At 41.1% G+C, this 15,804-nt stretch carries 14 protein-coding genes, 1 riboswitch and 2 other annotated features; of the genes, 8 read left to right on the forward strand and 6 right to left on the reverse strand.

All coding sequences use genetic code 11. The features are described 5' to 3' along the window. The gene (locus ACO1D1_RS10790; protein ID WP_423335932.1) at positions 1 to 642 is read left to right on the forward strand and encodes an NAD(P)-dependent oxidoreductase; all 642 of its coding nucleotides are present in this window, start codon (positions 1 to 3) and stop codon (positions 640 to 642) included. A gap of 227 nt (positions 643 to 869) precedes the next feature. Here the strand turns inward: ACO1D1_RS10790 and ACO1D1_RS10795 are convergent, their stop codons facing one another. After that, complete coding sequence (locus tag ACO1D1_RS10795; protein ID WP_423335933.1) at positions 870 to 1,952, reverse strand: branched-chain amino acid aminotransferase; 1,083 nt, start codon at positions 1,950 to 1,952, stop codon at positions 870 to 872. A gap of 201 nt (positions 1,953 to 2,153) precedes the next feature. After that, positions 2,154 to 4,190 carry a Na+/H+ antiporter gene (locus ACO1D1_RS10800; RefSeq protein WP_423335934.1) on the reverse strand — a complete coding sequence of 679 codons (2,037 nt, stop codon included), beginning with the start codon at positions 4,188 to 4,190 and terminating at the stop codon, positions 2,154 to 2,156. 253 nt (positions 4,191 to 4,443) lie between these two features. On the opposite strand from ACO1D1_RS10800, the gene ACO1D1_RS10805 reads away from it, so the two are divergent. Further along, positions 4,444 to 4,905, forward strand: coding sequence for a DinB family protein (locus ACO1D1_RS10805; protein ID WP_423336010.1), 462 nt, complete (start codon positions 4,444 to 4,446; stop codon positions 4,903 to 4,905). 156 nt (positions 4,906 to 5,061) lie between these two features. On the opposite strand, the gene ACO1D1_RS10810 is transcribed toward ACO1D1_RS10805, so the two are convergent. After that, positions 5,062 to 5,991, reverse strand: a complete 930-nt coding sequence (locus ACO1D1_RS10810; RefSeq protein WP_423335935.1) for an SDR family oxidoreductase — start codon at positions 5,989 to 5,991, stop codon at positions 5,062 to 5,064. Between the two features lie 402 nt (positions 5,992 to 6,393). Then, positions 6,394 to 6,616 (forward strand) — a binding site (T-box leader). 59 nt (positions 6,617 to 6,675) lie between these two features. On the opposite strand from ACO1D1_RS10810, the gene ACO1D1_RS10815 reads away from it, so the two are divergent. Further along, entirely contained in the window at positions 6,676 to 8,016 is a 1,341-nt protein-coding gene (locus ACO1D1_RS10815; RefSeq protein WP_423336011.1) for a sodium-dependent transporter, read from the forward strand. A 109-nt stretch (positions 8,017 to 8,125) separates the two neighbouring features. On the opposite strand, the gene ACO1D1_RS10820 is transcribed toward ACO1D1_RS10815, so the two are convergent. After that, entirely contained in the window at positions 8,126 to 8,917 is a 792-nt protein-coding gene (locus tag ACO1D1_RS10820) for a GNAT family N-acetyltransferase (protein WP_423335936.1), read from the reverse strand. Positions 8,918 to 9,147: 230 nt separating this feature from the next. On the opposite strand from ACO1D1_RS10820, the gene ACO1D1_RS10825 reads away from it, so the two are divergent. The 4 genes from ACO1D1_RS10825 (at position 9,148) to ACO1D1_RS10840 (ending at position 11,946) form a co-directional block, all read left to right on the forward strand. Then, a complete protein-coding gene (locus ACO1D1_RS10825) occupies positions 9,148 to 9,882 on the forward strand; it encodes an SDR family NAD(P)-dependent oxidoreductase (protein WP_149868615.1) in 735 nt (244 codons plus the stop codon). Between the two features lie 96 nt (positions 9,883 to 9,978). Next, the gene (locus tag ACO1D1_RS10830; protein WP_149868616.1) at positions 9,979 to 10,389 is read left to right on the forward strand and encodes a MarR family winged helix-turn-helix transcriptional regulator; all 411 of its coding nucleotides are present in this window, start codon (positions 9,979 to 9,981) and stop codon (positions 10,387 to 10,389) included. Between the two features lie 183 nt (positions 10,390 to 10,572). Next, positions 10,573 to 11,496, forward strand: a complete 924-nt coding sequence (locus ACO1D1_RS10835) for a cation diffusion facilitator family transporter (protein ID WP_423335937.1) — start codon at positions 10,573 to 10,575, stop codon at positions 11,494 to 11,496. A gap of 60 nt (positions 11,497 to 11,556) precedes the next feature. Further along, positions 11,557 to 11,946 carry a hypothetical protein gene (locus ACO1D1_RS10840; RefSeq protein ID WP_423335938.1) on the forward strand — a complete coding sequence of 130 codons (390 nt, stop codon included), beginning with the start codon at positions 11,557 to 11,559 and terminating at the stop codon, positions 11,944 to 11,946. A 41-nt stretch (positions 11,947 to 11,987) separates the two neighbouring features. Here the strand turns inward: ACO1D1_RS10840 and ACO1D1_RS10845 are convergent, their stop codons facing one another. Both ACO1D1_RS10845 and nhaC read right to left on the reverse strand, forming a co-directional pair. Next, a complete protein-coding gene (locus ACO1D1_RS10845; RefSeq protein WP_423335939.1) occupies positions 11,988 to 12,854 on the reverse strand; it encodes an MBL fold metallo-hydrolase in 867 nt (288 codons plus the stop codon). Then, positions 12,851 to 14,272, reverse strand: a complete 1,422-nt coding sequence (gene nhaC / locus ACO1D1_RS10850; protein WP_423335940.1) for a Na+/H+ antiporter NhaC — start codon at positions 14,270 to 14,272, stop codon at positions 12,851 to 12,853. Before nhaC ends, ACO1D1_RS10845 begins: the two co-directional genes overlap by 4 nt. Before the next feature lie 53 nt (positions 14,273 to 14,325). After that, positions 14,326 to 14,519 (reverse strand) — a binding site (T-box leader). Positions 14,520 to 14,694: 175 nt separating this feature from the next. After that, positions 14,695 to 14,792: riboswitch (SAM riboswitch) on the forward strand. A 161-nt stretch (positions 14,793 to 14,953) separates the two neighbouring features. Here nhaC and ACO1D1_RS10855 point away from each other — a divergent pair. Further along, a complete protein-coding gene (locus ACO1D1_RS10855) occupies positions 14,954 to 15,718 on the forward strand; it encodes an SDR family NAD(P)-dependent oxidoreductase (protein ID WP_423335941.1) in 765 nt (254 codons plus the stop codon). The last annotated feature ends 86 nt before the right edge of the window (positions 15,719 to 15,804 follow it).

Raw genomic sequence — 15,804 nt, forward strand, 5'->3', positions numbered from 1 at the left:
TTGAAAATTGCAGTTATAGGTGCTAGCGGGAAAGCTGGAAATCTTATTCTTAAAGAAGCGGTTGATAGAGGTCACGAAGTTACAGCGATTGTACGAAGTTCGGCAAAGCTTCAAAATCAACAAGCTGCGGTACTGGAGAAAGACGTATTTGACTTAAAAGCAGAAGATGTGAAAGCTTTCGATGTGGTCGTCAATGCGTTTGGTGCGGCACCTGGCCAAGAACATTTACATGTGGATGCCGGCAGAGTGCTGATCGAGGCGATGAAAGGGGCACCACAAACGAGATTAATTGTTGTTGGCGGGGCTGGCAGTTTGTTTGCCGATGAAGCTAAAACGATTCGTGTCATGGAAACTCCTGATTTTCCGGCGGAATATTATCCAACTGCATCAAATCAAGGGAAAAATCTTGAGGACCTACAAAAAACGACTGATATTCAATGGACTTTTATTAGCCCGGCTGCATTCTTTAATCCTGAAGGCAAAAGAACGGGTGCCTATCAAACGGGTAAGGATCATATTATGGTCAATGCCCAAGGTCAAAGCTATGTGAGCTATGCCGACTTTGCTATCGCTGTCATTGATGAAATTGAAAATCCACAGCATATTAATGAACGATTTACACTTGTTTCGGAAGCTGAATAATAAGAAAAGCGGAAGCGCCCTGGTCAGCGGCGTATGGCCTGGAGCGCTCCAACTGAGATAAAGGAAACACGAAGAGCCGGAGGCGAATCGATGTTGACTTATCGTAGGGCGGAGAGCGAAGGACACTAGCCGTTAGGGCGCTGGAGCTAGACATTTCTCAAAGTCGAAACTAATAAATTCTAATATAAAATGAAAAAAGATCCAGTTTTCACTGGATCTTTTCCATATTAAACCCCAACCGGAGCTACTTTAACGAGCCAATTAAATGGATCTTCTTTTTTACCAAGCTGTATCGCGGTCATTTCATCATAGATACGTTGTGACAACTGGCCGATTTGATTATCATTGATGGTAATGGAACGATCCTTCAAGGTTAATTCGCCAACTGGTGAAATAACGGCGGCTGTTCCTGCACCGAAAACTTCTTCCAATTCGCCACGCTCGTGTGCGGCAAAAACCTCTTCGATTGAAATTTTCACTTCACGTACAGGGATATTCCAATATTTTAGAAGTTGAATAACCGAATCACGTGTTACTCCCGGTAAAATGCTGCCATTTAAACGCGGTGTGACGACTTCGCCATTCATTTTGAAGAAAATATTCATACTTCCGACTTCTTCGACATACTTATTCTCTTTTGCATCCAGCCATAGAATTTGAGCATAGCCACCCGCATCTGCCTTTTCTTGTGCTTTCATGCTGGCAGCATAATTGCCGGCGGTCTTCACATGACCGACTCCGCCAATGACTGCTCGAACGAATTGCTCTTCAACATAGATTTTAACCGGGCTTAATTGGTCACCATAATAGGCACCGGACGGCGAAAGAATGATAAGCAATTTATATTGACTGGCAGGGCGGACACCTAAATAAGGCTCCGTTGAGAAAATAAACGGGCGAATATAAAGAGATGTTCCTTCCCCTTCAGGAATCCAATCTTTTTCTGTGAAAATTAATTGTTTCAAGGCACCTAATAAAAATTCCTCATCGATTGGTGGAATGCACATTCTTTCACAGGAGTCATTGAAGCGTTTCATGTTTTTTTCGGGACGGAACAGCTGAATTGTACCATCAGCTCCCTTATAAGCCTTTAATCCTTCAAAAATGGCTTGTCCATAGTGAAAAACCATTGCGGATGGTTCAATAGTTAACGGTGCATAAGGAACAATTCGTGGGTCATGCCAGCCGATATCGCCATGGTAATCCATTTCAAACATGTAATCGCTGAAATATTTTCCAAAACCAAGTGAAGCTGTATCGGGCTTTTCCTTTAAGTATTCTCTTTGAATAAAAGCAATTTCTTGATTCATGATTACACCCCATATTATTTTCTATTTTTATTCTTAAGATTACGCTTTATTTTGTGAAAACTCAAGTTAAAATGGTGAAGTTTTTGAAATATTCATTATTTTGGTATAGGTAAATATAGTAATCATATCCAAAGGGGTGAAAAATAGGAACTGTACCCAAAAAGCCGATTCTTCGACATAGAAGAATCGGCCAAAAATCATTCAATGTGCATGGACGCTCTTTTCTTCCATCCAATACGCTTCCCTGATATTAATCTGTTTACGAATTTTTCGGATGATATCAATTGTGACTTCACCCTCTTCGTACAGGTTCTGAATTTCATCCCGTTCTGCTTGAAAAGCTTTCGCACGCAGTTCTCTTTGGATTTCGATATACTGACTAGAATCGGAGCCTTTTTTTGCAAGCTTAAATTTCATTATCATTTCATTGTATTCGCCCATAATGACCAGATAGAGATGTTCATTTTCAAGTGTCATATGTTCCTTTAAAAAATGGATAGCAGCCCTGGCCATATTGACTTTAAGCTTTATGAGCTTTTTCGCCTTTTCATGGCGATTGTTAAGCCTTTCTTGATTTTTCGGCACAAATGACTGAACAAGCTTGTGTACACCTCTTTTTATTAACGACCAAAAGAACAATCTCCTATATTGCATCCGGTTTGTTACAGCAAGCCTCATCCGGTGAATATGTTCTTCAGTTAAATAAATGGTTTCCCGGTCTACCTTTTCCGCTTTTTTCAATTTTTCAACGTATTCGGCTTCCGCATCAAGTGCCTTCATGCGGATTTCCGTTTCAGCTAACTTCAATTGCTCCGTGTTTTCATTCCCTGCATTGATCAGGCGATTTCGGATTTGATTATATGTCGTAATAACGGACACTGCCGCCTCATGATTGTCATCATTCATTAATTCTCGGATGGAACGGATGGCCGCATCAATAGTTTGGAACAAAGCAGATCGTTCCATTTCCTTTCTTAGTTCTTCCGTGTTTTCTTTTTCCGTCCTTGCAAGAATTGGCAAGAAGATGCTCGCGGCAACCAGCGTAACCAAAATAACACCCGCTGCAATAAAAATAATCAACGCGCGGTCTGGAAATGGGCTTCCATCCGCTAGTACATACGGAATTGTAAAGGCACCGGCCAGGGTAACAGCCCCTCTGACACCGGAAATCGTAATGATGCCAACGTCTTTTATCGAAAGATTTGTCAGCTGTTTAATAAGCGGCAATCCCAAGAGCCAAGCACCGCAAATCCATAAGAAGCGAAGAAGCAATAAGGCAGCCGTAATGATGAGAATATACTTGCTTACTTCCCAATTATTAAACAGCGGATTTTTAAAAATCTCATTCATAACACTTGGGATTTGCAACCCTAACAGGACAAAGACCAATCCGTTTAAAATGTAAATGAGGACCGTCCATGTACTTTGGGACACCACCTGCAGCTGCATTGCAGGCGATTGATCACGATCCCGGTAAATCGTATGAACGATACCCGCTGCGACTACTGATAGAATACCGGAAAGGTGAAAATGCTCAATAATGTAAAAAATCACAAAAGGCGTGAGGAGTTGGATGAGCATGTGGATCATAACGTCCTCCATGCCCAGCCGGCGAATAAACATTTTTAAGCGAATAATAAGGACGGCGAGGGCCGCACCTCCGGCTAAGCCGCCAATGGCAATGACAAGGAAGCTCCAGCTTGCCTCTGCAAACGAAAAGACCCCGGTCACAGTTGCGGCGACCGCAAATTTAAACGCCACTAAACCGGAGGCATCGTTCATCAGACCTTCCCCTTCAAGCAAGTGCATAATTGGTTTCGGAATCTTCACCCTGCTTGAGATGGCACCTACTGCGACAACATCTGTTGGAGAAAGAATGGCTGCTAACGCAAATGCAGCCGGCAAAGGGATTGTCGGTATAAGCCAATAGATCAAGTATCCGATGGCAAATACAGTGACAAACACAAGCCCAAGTGCAAGTAATAAAATCGGTTTTCGCAGTTTCCATAATGCCTGCCGTGAAACATGTTTGCCATCATGAAATAATAAGGGGGCAATGAACAGAACGAAGAACAATTCCGGTTCCATCGGGATATGAATGCCTAGCGGAAGCGAAGCCAGCAAAACTCCGAGTGCGATTTGAATAAGCGGCACCGGTATGTATGGTAAAAAATGATTGATGAAACTGGACAATCCGATAATGCTGAGAAGTAATAATATCAGCAAAAAAAATTCCATGGCGTGTCTCCTCTCATATGTATATTGTGTATTCGCTGTATTTTTTTACACCCTATTAAGGGTATTTTCCTTTATTATAATATCAAAACTTTTGCCTGAATTCGTGGAAGGGATTTTTCATGGGAGAAAAGAATACATAGGATAGATTGATTTTATTAAAACAGGGGTGGAAAGTTTGACTGCAGAAAATCAAACACTATATGTAATTGATCAAAAGGATAATCTGGGTTTGGAATTTAGCAAGCTAGTGTCGATGATGAATTATGTGCGGGTGACGACGGTAGAGGAAGTAAAGGATTTAACGGTCGAGGAGTTAGACTTTTTATATGATGGGGATGCCAATTCAGTTGGTATGCTGCTAGCTCATATGGCAGCTGTCGAAAAAGCATATCAGATCGAAACGTTCGAGAATCGGGATTTTACGGAGGAAAAACTTGAGCGGTTAACCCCTGGATTGGAATTAGGCAGCGCTGGTCGGAAACAGTTTAAAGGAAATTCAATCGAGTTTTATCTTCGGGAGTTATCGGCAGTCAGGAACACGACCATTGAGAAATTCAAAACACTCCCCGACGAGTGGTTATTTGAACAAACGCCGTTCTGGTGGAATCGACCGGCAAACAATTACTTCAAATGGTTTCACGTGTTTGAGGATGAGCTAAGCCATAGAGGCCAAATCCGAATTATCAAGAAGATGATGAATAAGAAGAAAAAGTGAGCTTTCCAAGAGAAAGCCCGTGTACCTTTGGAAGTAGAAGCGAGTATGTATAAAACCAATTAATCAAAAATGAAAAGAGCCGCTATTACCATCCAATTTGTTAGTAGCGGCTTAATAATTTTATAAAATAGGCCGTGTCGCTTTCTCAAGCCGTTATTAAGATGTCATCACTTGACCGCCGTTCACATGAAGTGTTTGTCCGGTCACAAAACGAGAATCATCGGAGGCAAGATAAACAAAGGTTGGAGCGACTTCAAAGGGCTGACCTTGACGTTTCATTGGATTGTCTGCCAATGCTACCTGATCGCTAGAGAAACTTGCAGGAATTAAAGGAGTCCAAATACGGCCTGGTGCAATGGCATTTACTCTGATCCCTTTGTCAATCAAGTTGTGTGCTAATGCACGGGTGAAGCTAACGTTTGCTCCTTTTGTTGCCGAGTAATCCATCAATTGGTCATTTCCATAATAGGCCACAACGGATGCCGTATTAATGATGGAGCTGCCTGCTTTTAAGTAGGGAAGGGCTGCGCGAGTTGTGTAAAAATGTGAATATATGTTAATTTTAAATGTCTCATCGAACTGTTCATCCGTAATATCAAGCAGGCTTAATTGCTGGAACTGGATGCCGACATGGTTGCAAAGCACATTAAGTTTACCAAAGGTTTGGACGGTTTTTTCGACAATCTCAACACATTGCTCCTTTTGCCTCAGATCACCAGGTAATAATAAACAGCGCTGACCGATTTCTTCAATTCTTGTCTTTGTTCGATTGGCATCCTCGTGTTCATCTAAATAGGCAATGGCCACATCGGCCCCTTCTTTCGCAAAGGCAATCGCCGCAGCCGCGCCCATTCCACTATCACCGCCAGTAATAAGCGCAACTTTTCCGGATAATTTTCCGCTTCCTTTATAATTCGGGTTCTCAATAATCGGTCTTGGTACCATTAATTTTTCCACACCGGGCTGACGAAGCTGCCTTTGCTCCGGAACTGTAATCGGAATGTCTTCATAACGAGTGATCTTTCCGTAATGGGGGTACATTGGATAATTTTGATTAGCCGGCTTCTCATGCTGATCGTGTGCCATGAATATCCTCCTAGAAAAAGCATTTTCCAGTTACATTATGTTATCTGGGCGGACCGGGTGCTTGTTGGAGTGGAAAAAAGTATGATTGGTACGGGCTCAATAAGGTTCAATGTGGAATATTGTGAAGGGTAGAAGGGAATGCGTCAAGGAGGTTACTGCTTTGCATTACTATCAATTCAGTCGAGAAGTCATGCTTTTGTTAGAGGATCATTCGGATGAAAAAGTAGAGCTAGTATACAATAATAATCCTTATGCTTTTAAAATGCCTAAAATAGGGCCGAGACCGCCTTATTACTATAATCCAAGATATGAGCAGTATTATCCTGTGATCTAGAATGAATCCCAAAATTTTAGTATACATTTAAACGTTTTTAGGTTATTCTAATAATTACAAAATTATATTAGTATACGATGATAGGTTTTAAGTAGTCTTTTTATCCCTGTTTTAGAGAGCTAGTGGCCGGTGAGAACTAGTACCAAATAGAAAGATGAATTTCGTTCTTGGAGTATCTTTTTCGACCTTTGGAAGGAAAAGACGGGTTGTCCACGTTATCGACATTAAAGCTGGAGAATTGGATAACCGTATTCTCAATTAGGGTGGTACCGCGATATAGTCGTCCCTACGTATACACGTAGGACGGCTTTTTTTATTTTTTATAAGTTCGAATGAAAAGAGGGTTTGTTTTGAAAAATGCAGAACAGTGGTCATCGAAGATTGGTTTTATTTTAGCTGCAGGCGGATCTGCCATTGGGCTTGGAGCGATATGGAAGTTTCCCTACATTGCGGGAGTAAGTGGGGGAGGGGCATTCTTTTTTATCTTTATTCTATTTACCTTATTTTTGGGTCTGCCTTTGCTTATAGCTGAATTTGTGATAGGGCGCAAAACCCAGAAAAACGCCATTGAGGCTTATAAAGAACTAGCCCCCGATGGGAAATGGCATTGGATTGGCTACTTAGGAATTGTCACCTGTTTTATTTTGCTCTCATTTTATAGTGTCATTGGCGGCTGGATTATCAGTTACATATGGAAGGCTGTTTCAGGTCAGCTGAATGGATTGGATCAAGCAGGGTATGCACAGTTATTCGGTGAAACCATTTCTGATCCTTCTATTAGCGTTGGTGTGCAATTAATCTTCATGCTTCTCACCATCGTCGTTGTGGCAAAAGGGGTTCAAAAGGGAATTGAAAAAGCAAGTCAAATTATGATGCCGGTTTTATTTATTCTTTTTATCATCCTAATCGTTCGGTCTTTGTCACTTGAGGGGGCAATGGAAGGTGTTACTTTCTTATTTAAGCCGGATTTTCATAAAGTAACGGCGGAAACGATTCTTTTTGCTTTAGGACAATCCTTTTTCGCCTTAAGTGTCGGTGTTTCGGTAATGGTGACGTATAGCTCCTATTTATCAAAGAAGGAAAGTTTAGTTCGCTCCGCCTTTTCGATTGTAGGTTTAAATATCTTTATTATTATTTTGTCGGGTCTTGCGATTTTTCCTGCGGTGTTTTCATTTGGGTTAAAGCCTGATGCCGGTCCGGTATTATTATTTAATGTGCTGCCAAATGTATTTAATCAAATGGCCTTTGGCATGGTCTTTTTCGTCGCCTTCTTAGTTTTATTCTTATTTGCGGCTTTGACCTCTGCCTTTTCCATGCTTGAAATCATTGTTTCTGTGATTGCTAAGGGAGATGTCAACAAAAGAGCAAAATGGTCATGGATCATCGGAATTGCGATTTTCCTTTTTGGCACCCCATCCGCGCTATCCTATGGTGTCTTAAGTGATGTTCTAGTGTTTGGCAAGACGATTTTTGATGCCGCGGATTATTTAGTAAGCAATGTCTTAATGCCGATTGGGGCATTATTAATCTCGATATTCGTTCCGCTGAAAATAAAAAAATCAGCACTCTACGAAGAACTAGCATTAGGAGGAGGACTGCCACTAGCACTATTCCGCGCCTGGTTTGTTCTCATTCGCTACGTCGCACCAATTGCGATTTTATTTGTTTGCTACCATGTCATTAGGGGATAAGGGGTCAGATAAGGTGTCAGGCACCAATACCAATACGGAGGTAGTAGAAATGGTGCCTGACACCCTTTCTACTGCCGATGTATTAGTAAGGGTGTCAGGCACCATTTTTTTATCCGCGGTACATTGTCCATTTTCCAATATCTTTGAAGCCAAGTTTCTTGTAAATACGGCCGGCTTCTGGATTGTCGTAAAAAAGACAAAGTTTTTTCCCTTCGTCTAAAATATCCTGAAATAATCTTTGCATAATAGCAGTTGCAATGCCCTGACGGCGGTATTCCTTACGGGTGCAAACACCGACAATCATGGCCGACAGGGAATTTTCGGCAGTTGTGGAAACACAGGAAGTGATGACATTATTATCTTCCGTATAATAGGTTCTAGATGTATTTGATTCCATCGCTTGCACTAATATCTCCCGCGCATCACTACTAATATGAAATTCTTCAATCGATCCGCGAAGCTCAATAATTTGATCTACATCCTTAATTGTCGCCTTATTAATTGCGATGGACTGATTCTCGGTACTAAGGTATTCATCCGTAAGGCATTCCGCAAAGAAGGTTACTTGCTTCTTACCAAGGTGTAGGTCATCAAAAACTTCGAATTGTTCTACGATGTCAGACTTCCCAGATAATAGAATCGGCTGATTGTACTGTTTCATAATCGTAACAAAGCCCTCGGTATCGAATTCTCCCTTAGCATATGGAATAAAAGATTGATGAAACCTTAGAATTACAGCTTTAATCATATTCTCTTCATCAAACTCTGCCCAAATCTCCTGGAATTCCGAAGAATATCCGAAGACCTCTAGATCCCCAATAATAAATAGATTAATAGAAGGTTCCTCACTTAAAAAAGTGATAACCTGCTGGTGATCTTGCTCTGTCAGCTTTCTAATCACGTCACATTCCTCCTCGTTTTTTATTAGAATATACACACAATTTTAAAACATCAAGTCTTTTTTGAGGAGTACAACAAATGGGAAAATTTCCACTGCGGCTGCTATTCTTGACATGTTCAAGGATAGGTATTATTATTTGTTTAGACGTCTAAATACTTTTTGCATAGTGTAAATAGAACAAATTCAGAAATTCTTCATTTAAATAGAAACGAATAGAGGAGCTGATTGTAATGGGAAGATTATTAAATAAAGTGGCGATTGTTACCGGCGGTGCGTCTGGAATTGGAGAAAACATGGTAGACCTTTTTAGTAAAGAAGGTGCTATTGTGATAGCAGCTGATATTAATGAAGCTGCACTTGAAAGAGCCAGTCAGAAGGAAAATGTCTATGGAATGAAATTGAATGTGGCTTCCGAAGAGGATTGGGAGCAAATGTTAAAGGAAATTAAAGACCGTTTTGGAAGAATTGATATTCTCGTTAACAATGCCGGCATTTCTTCTGAAAAACCAGTAGAAGAGATCCATATTGATGATTGGCAAAAAATGTTGACAATCAATGGATTCGGACCATTTCTTGGGATGAAGCATGTCGTTCCATATATGAAGGAACAACAAAAGGGCTCGATTGTAAATATCTCCTCTTATACGGCACAAATCGGGATGGGCTTTAACCATTATTCAGCATCCAAAGGGGCAGTTCGTGCGATTTCTAAAGCAGCGGCAACGCAATATGGCCGTTTCGGTATCCGCGTCAATACGCTATTCCCGGGAACGATTGAAACCCCAATGACGAAAAATCTAGAGTCTTCGAAAGAAATTATGAAACATTTAGTTGCGATGACACCGTTACAACGACTTGGCAAACCAGAGGATGTTGCGAATGCTGCCCTTTTCTTAGCAAGTGATGAATCCTCCTATATCGCTGGCGCTGAATTGGTTATTGATGGCGGCTATTCCGCTCAATAATTCAAACTGCAGCCCCTTTTTTAAAGGTCCCTTTTCAAAAAAGGGGCCTTTCCTATATAGTTAGAAGAGTAAAATTTTTTTGAAAGCAGGGATATCGTGGAAAATCCATCTATCTTTGAACTCATCCATATGATGGATAAGGTAAACAATCGCTTGATTATCGAGTGGAATAAAATGTTCAATGAAAATATTGGCATCTCGCATATATTAGTTTTGTCGCATTTGAAGAATCATGGGAAAAGCAGGCCATCAGATATTGCGAAAGCACTCGGCCTAGCCCCGCCCTCGATTACACATCTCAGTGAAAAATTAATTCAAAAAGAGCTCGCTGTGCGCGTGACAGATGAAGGAGATAAAAGAATTCTTTATTTAGAGATCAGAGATGAAGGGCTCCGCATCTTAACGAAAGCACAAGAAGAAGGGAAAATGCTGCGGAAGCAGCTGTTTGAAAAATTAACAGCCGAAGAACAACAACAGCTCTTAGGAATCTATTCAAAACTAATTTAGAATAAAAACCGCTTTTCTTTAAGGCTGTCTAGTATACATTGGTATTAATTTCCAATAATCTTTCCGCCATGAAACATTATTATCTCTAGTCTACTTTTATAAAACGATGCAATAAGGTTGCTCTAGACCCACCCATATTTGGATTGCTATCATATGGATGTACTTTGGTGGGAGGCTTTAAGGATGGAGACAGAAAAATATCAAAATCTTAAATTAGGTGAACGCGGAGCAATCATTAGCATAATTGCTTACATATGTTTATCGATCTTAAAACTGGCAATTGGATATATCAGTAACTCCGCTGCTTTGAAAGCAGATGGTCTTAACAATACAACCGACATCATTGCTTCATTAGCTGTATTTATCGGATTGAAGCTTTCACAAAGACCGCCAGACGCCGATCATGGGTATGGTCATTGGAAAAGTGAAACGATTGCTTCGCTGGTGGCTTCTTTTATCATGTTAGCAGTTGGTATAGAAGTGTTGACCGAAGCGCTGACTTCCATGTTTCAGGGAGGAAAAGAGTCTCCAGATATGATTGCTGCTTATGTAGGGCTTTTTTCAGCAATCGTCATGTATGTTGTTTACCGATACAATAAAAAGTTGGCAGCAAAAATTAATAGTAAATCCGTGATGGCTGCGGCTAAAGATAATATTTCTGATGCGTGGGTCAGTATTGGAACAGCTGCCGGTATATTTGGCTCTCAATTACATATGCCCTGGATGGACACCGTAACGGCCATGATTGTAGGGCTCTTAATCTGTAAGACAGCTTTGGATATCTTTAAGGAAGCGTCTCATGATCTTTCCGACGGATTTGATGAAAATAAGATTCAGCTTTACCAAGAGGTTATTACCAAGGTCGACGGAGTGGAAGGAATAAAAGAAATTAAGGGGAGAAACTATGGCAACAATGAAGTCATCGACGTAGTTATCCTCGTTCATTCTACTTTAGATATTCGCGAAGCTCATGACATTGCTACACATGTTGAAAAAGTGATGATGAAGGATTACGGAGTCTACGATGTTCATGTCCATGTGGAACCAAATTTGAATGACAAAAAAGACGCAACTTTAGGCTTATCGGAAAAGACTGCTCAAGATTAATTGAAACTAAATCGGTTTTTATTCGTATACCTAGGACAAAGATAGTAAGGAGAGTGTGTAATGTTCCTAGCAGAACTTCACCAGGAGGAGAGAGAAGCATTTCTTGAACTGGCTGCTCTGATTGCCAATATTGATGGAAACTTATCTGTATTTGAAAATTCTATCCTAAACAAATATAAAAAGGAAATGGACCTTGAAGATTATAAAATAACAGGTTTGGCGATGGAGGATATTCTTAAGAATTTCAAAACAGAACGATCGAAAAATATCGTCTTAACTGAACTCTTTCAATTAATTTATTCAGATGGAGTTTTTACTGAAAAAGAAAGCGAAACTGTCCAGTTGATCAAGGCGCACTTCGGATTTGATTCAAGCGAATTTGCAAGTTTCAAGGATTGGATTTTAAAAATTAAGGAATTATCGGTTCCTGAGGAACGAAGTCAAAATTAACAAAACAATCAGCCGGTGCAGCCCGCTGATTGTTTTTTTGATTATAACCTAAATTCCATTTCCTCCTCTGCAATATGAAATCCTTTTGCTTTAATCTCTTGACGAATGGACTGCTCCGAATCAATCGCCGGATTGGAATGATTTAAATGGGTGAAATATATCTCGGTTTTTTCCGCTAATTCTTGCAGCTGTTCCATTGTTTCGACCATGAGCGGGTGAGGGATTTCGCGATAATCTCGGCCAATATGCTCAAGGTCTTTCGATGAATGGAAGGTCCCATCAAGCAAACAGATGTCCGCTTCCTCACATACGGCATGAATGTCGTGTTTCCATTCGTGCCAGCGATCAATATCCGGAACATAGAGGACCTTTTTATTCGGACCCTTAATCCAAAAAGCAAATGTTTCGGAAAATTCATTTCGATGCGGCACATCAACAGGTGTAACCGTGACAAGGGGAGAAACCTGAATGTCCTGCCCGTCCTGGATTTCTTGAACGGTGATATTCCCCAGCTTGGTTAATTGGCTCCATGGAGCTTGTTCTTCTAATAAATGTTTCATTTTTGTGCCCGCCAGCACCGGTATTCCGCTAGCACCGATGGCTTCCCGGCCTAAAAATAGTAAGCCGGGGTAATGACCCAAATGGGCATGTGTTAAAAAGATGCCATCCATCAGCTTCCCTTGCAGGTTGTACTTCATTTGCAGCCTAGCCAATTGTTCTTTCAAATCAGGTGTTGCATCAATCAAATGCCACGTCTCTGCGTCTGGCTCGATAATTGCCAATGACGCGGCGAGGCGCCTAAACTGCGGATTGCTAATGGCCTGTGTACAATTTTTACAAAAACAATTTGGGTGGGGCAGGCCGGCATCTTGAGCCGTTCCTAATACACTTAAAATGACCTCACTCATATTGCAACACTTCCTTTGTCATCCTTATTATTGGTTTCATGACTATAGTTCTTTTTTGTAATCGTCCAGCCGGTAAAACCGAATAATATATTCATGAGCGGGACAAGGAAGGCAAAGAAAGCAAATGGAATAAATTCACCAGGGCTGACACCGAGGATTCCTGCAGCAAATACGGCAGGTACGCCCCACGGGACGAGGTTAATTCCAACGGTACCAGCTGCTTCCACACATCGAGAAAGGTTTTTCGTATCAATACCCATCTCCTTATAGTTTTTCACAAACGTTCTTGCAGGTAAAATTATCGCTAAAAATTGCGCCCCGCTGGCAAATGCTACAACAAAGGTAGAAAGGATAGTGGAGCTGATTAAGGTTCCAGCCGAATGAACTTTGGACATCATCTTTTTCGTTAACACTTCGAAGGAGCCAGTCTCCTCTAGAATGCCCCCAAGAGCAGTTGCAAGGATTAACAATCCAATCGTCCCGAGCATGGACATAAGTCCGCCGCGATTTAACAGGGAATCTAACGCTTTAACGCCAGACTCTACGTGGAATCCGTTTGTCATGACTTGAATAATGGAAGTTACGGCTGCTCCCTGGACAAAAATGGCTAGTAAGCCGCCTAAAATACTGACTCCCATTAAGGCAGGGATGGCCGGTGTGCGTTTAATCATTAAAATAATCGTTAATACAGGCATCAATAATAATAACTGATGGATGACGAAAACATCGTCTAAACCTGTTTTCATCGTATCGATCACATTCGTATCGGCGCCGCCATTCGTTGCAGTGGTCTGGCTGACGAACCAATATAAAATAATTGAAATAACAAATGCCGGGATCGTATCCCAAAGCATGTGCTTCACATGGCTGAATAAATCGGTTTCGGCCATCGCTGGTGCAATGTTGGTAGTGTCAGATAGTGGTGACAATTTATCCCCAAAATAGGCTCCAGAAATCACCGCTCCTGCAACAAGCCCCGGAGAAAAGCCAAGTCCTTCACCGATCGCCATAAAAGCAAGTCCAATGGTCGCAATCGAAGTAAACGAGCTTCCTAATGTGATAGAGATAATGCCGGTTACGAGTGCCACAATCGGCACAAACAGGGATGGTTCAATAATAGAAAGTCCATAGTAAATCATGGTCGGGATCACCCCGCTCGCAATCCATGTTCCGACAATGATTCCGATAATCAGTAAGATAAAAACGGCGGGTAAGGCACGCGCCACGCCCTTCACCATCATCTCTTGGACTTCATCCCAGCTCCAGCCGGCAGCAATGGAAACAACTGCGGCGGCAATAACACCGATCATTAACGGAATATGCATTCCCGCTTTCCAAATAAAAATCGATAAGGCAGCAGCGCCAATCAATGCAATGATAGGGATAAGCGACATCCCAATTGAAAGTTCCTTTTTCATTTACACCTTCTCCTTTAATTATATTTTTGAAATAAAAAAAGCCCCCATCCCAAAAAAGGGACGGAGACTCTCCGCGGTACCACCCTAGTTAGCAGATTCATATTCTGCTCGCTTGATTAGATAACGGCCGAAACCGGAAATCAGCTCCCTATCTGTAATTCACCATACCCTTTGCCTGTTTTGCAGCCACCAACAGGTTTCTGATTTCAAAATGGTATCAGCTACTTTAATAGTTCAACGCTTTTATGCTTTTATGCAGTTAAGTGATTATAGGAATATATTATTCGAAACGGGGATTATAAGTCAATCTATTTTTATTAGAGGTTCGTTATAACAACTATTCTAAATATTTCACAAACAAACCTTGACATTGGCAAATTATAGCTGTAGAGTAAGAATAGTTTTTAAACTTAATAGTTAATTTCTTATCCAGAGAGGTGGAGGGACTGGCCCTTTGATACCTCAGCAGCAGACATTTGTACTGTGCTAATTCCAGAAGCGTACGGCTTGAAGATAAGAAGAGCAATTAGCCCTGTGATGCCAAAACCTCTTCTTATTAGTAGAAGAGGTTTTTTATCGTTGATCATTAAGCGGCAATTAGGATCAGTTGTATTTTTTACTGCAACAATTAATCCAACTAAGTGTATGGGATTACTAAATGATTAAGGAGGAGTTACAACGATGTATTGTATGGATTTATCAGGAAAAGTAGCCATTGTAACCGGAGGGGCGCAGGGAATTGGCAAAGCGATTGTGGAGGGACTTTTAGAATGCGAGGCGAAAGTAGCTGTCATTGACAGGGAAGTTAGTTCTGAACACTCGAATGATCGGATATTGTATCTTCAGACAGATGTTTCAAAAAGCGAACAAGTCGATGAAATGGTTCTTAAGGTGATTGAGTACTTTGGCCGATTAGATATTTTGGTTAACAATGCCGGAATTTCCTCAATGGATTACGCCGTTGACATTAAAGAAACTGATTGGGATCGCGTAATGGACGTGAATGCCAAAGGGGTCTACCTATGCAGTCAAGCAGTGGCACGTTTTTTAAAAAAACAAGGACAAGGCGGGAAAATCATTAATATTTCTTCTCAAGCAGGGAAAAATGGCTATCGCCTGATGGGAAGTTATGTTGCCTCCAAACATGCTGTTCTAGGGTTTACTAAAGTAATGGCAATCGAATTAGCGAAAGATCAAATCAATGTCAATGCTGTTTGTCCCGGGATTGTTGAGACGGATATGAAAAGAAATGAAAGAGTCATTGGCGGTGAATTAAGAGGAGTAGATGCAGATGCCATTAAAGAGGAGGATTTTTCCCAGGTTCCACTGGGCAGAACCGCAACCCCGCAAGATATTGCCAATGTGGTCGTCTTTTTAGCATCCAAATACTCAGATTATATGACAGGTCAAGGCATCAACGTAACGGGCGGCATGACGATGAACTGATACATATTTTTAAGAGAGTGCAGCGATTATCGATTCGCTGATAAAACGTCTAAATTCGCCGATAAAATTAAATATTCGCCGATAAA

The organism is Neobacillus sp. 19 (assembly GCF_049463095.1).
Classification (GTDB): domain Bacteria; phylum Bacillota; class Bacilli; order Bacillales; family Cytobacillaceae; genus Neobacillus.

Bases quoted from the DNA above. Each gene is read 5' to 3' on its own strand.
- ACO1D1_RS10795 (WP_423335933.1), bottom strand. From the start codon at position 1,952: ATGAATCAAGAAATTGCTTTTATTCAAAGAGAATACTTAAAGGAAAAG.
- ACO1D1_RS10855 (WP_423335941.1), top strand. From the start codon at position 14,954: ATGTATTGTATGGATTTATCAGGAAAAGTAGCCATTGTAACCGGAGGG.
- ACO1D1_RS10845 (WP_423335939.1), bottom strand. From the start codon at position 12,854: ATGAGTGAGGTCATTTTAAGTGTATTAGGAACGGCTCAAGATGCCGGC.
- ACO1D1_RS10825 (WP_149868615.1), top strand. From the start codon at position 9,148: ATGGGAAGATTATTAAATAAAGTGGCGATTGTTACCGGCGGTGCGTCT.
- ACO1D1_RS10805 (WP_423336010.1), top strand. From the start codon at position 4,444: ATGATGAATTATGTGCGGGTGACGACGGTAGAGGAAGTAAAGGATTTA.
- ACO1D1_RS10800 (WP_423335934.1), bottom strand. From the start codon at position 4,190: ATGGAATTTTTTTTGCTGATATTATTACTTCTCAGCATTATCGGATTG.
- ACO1D1_RS10835 (WP_423335937.1), top strand. From the start codon at position 10,573: ATGGAGACAGAAAAATATCAAAATCTTAAATTAGGTGAACGCGGAGCA.
- ACO1D1_RS10840 (WP_423335938.1), top strand. From the start codon at position 11,557: ATGTTCCTAGCAGAACTTCACCAGGAGGAGAGAGAAGCATTTCTTGAA.
- ACO1D1_RS10810 (WP_423335935.1), bottom strand. From the start codon at position 5,991: ATGGCACACGATCAGCATGAGAAGCCGGCTAATCAAAATTATCCAATG.
- nhaC (WP_423335940.1), bottom strand. From the start codon at position 14,272: ATGAAAAAGGAACTTTCAATTGGGATGTCGCTTATCCCTATCATTGCA.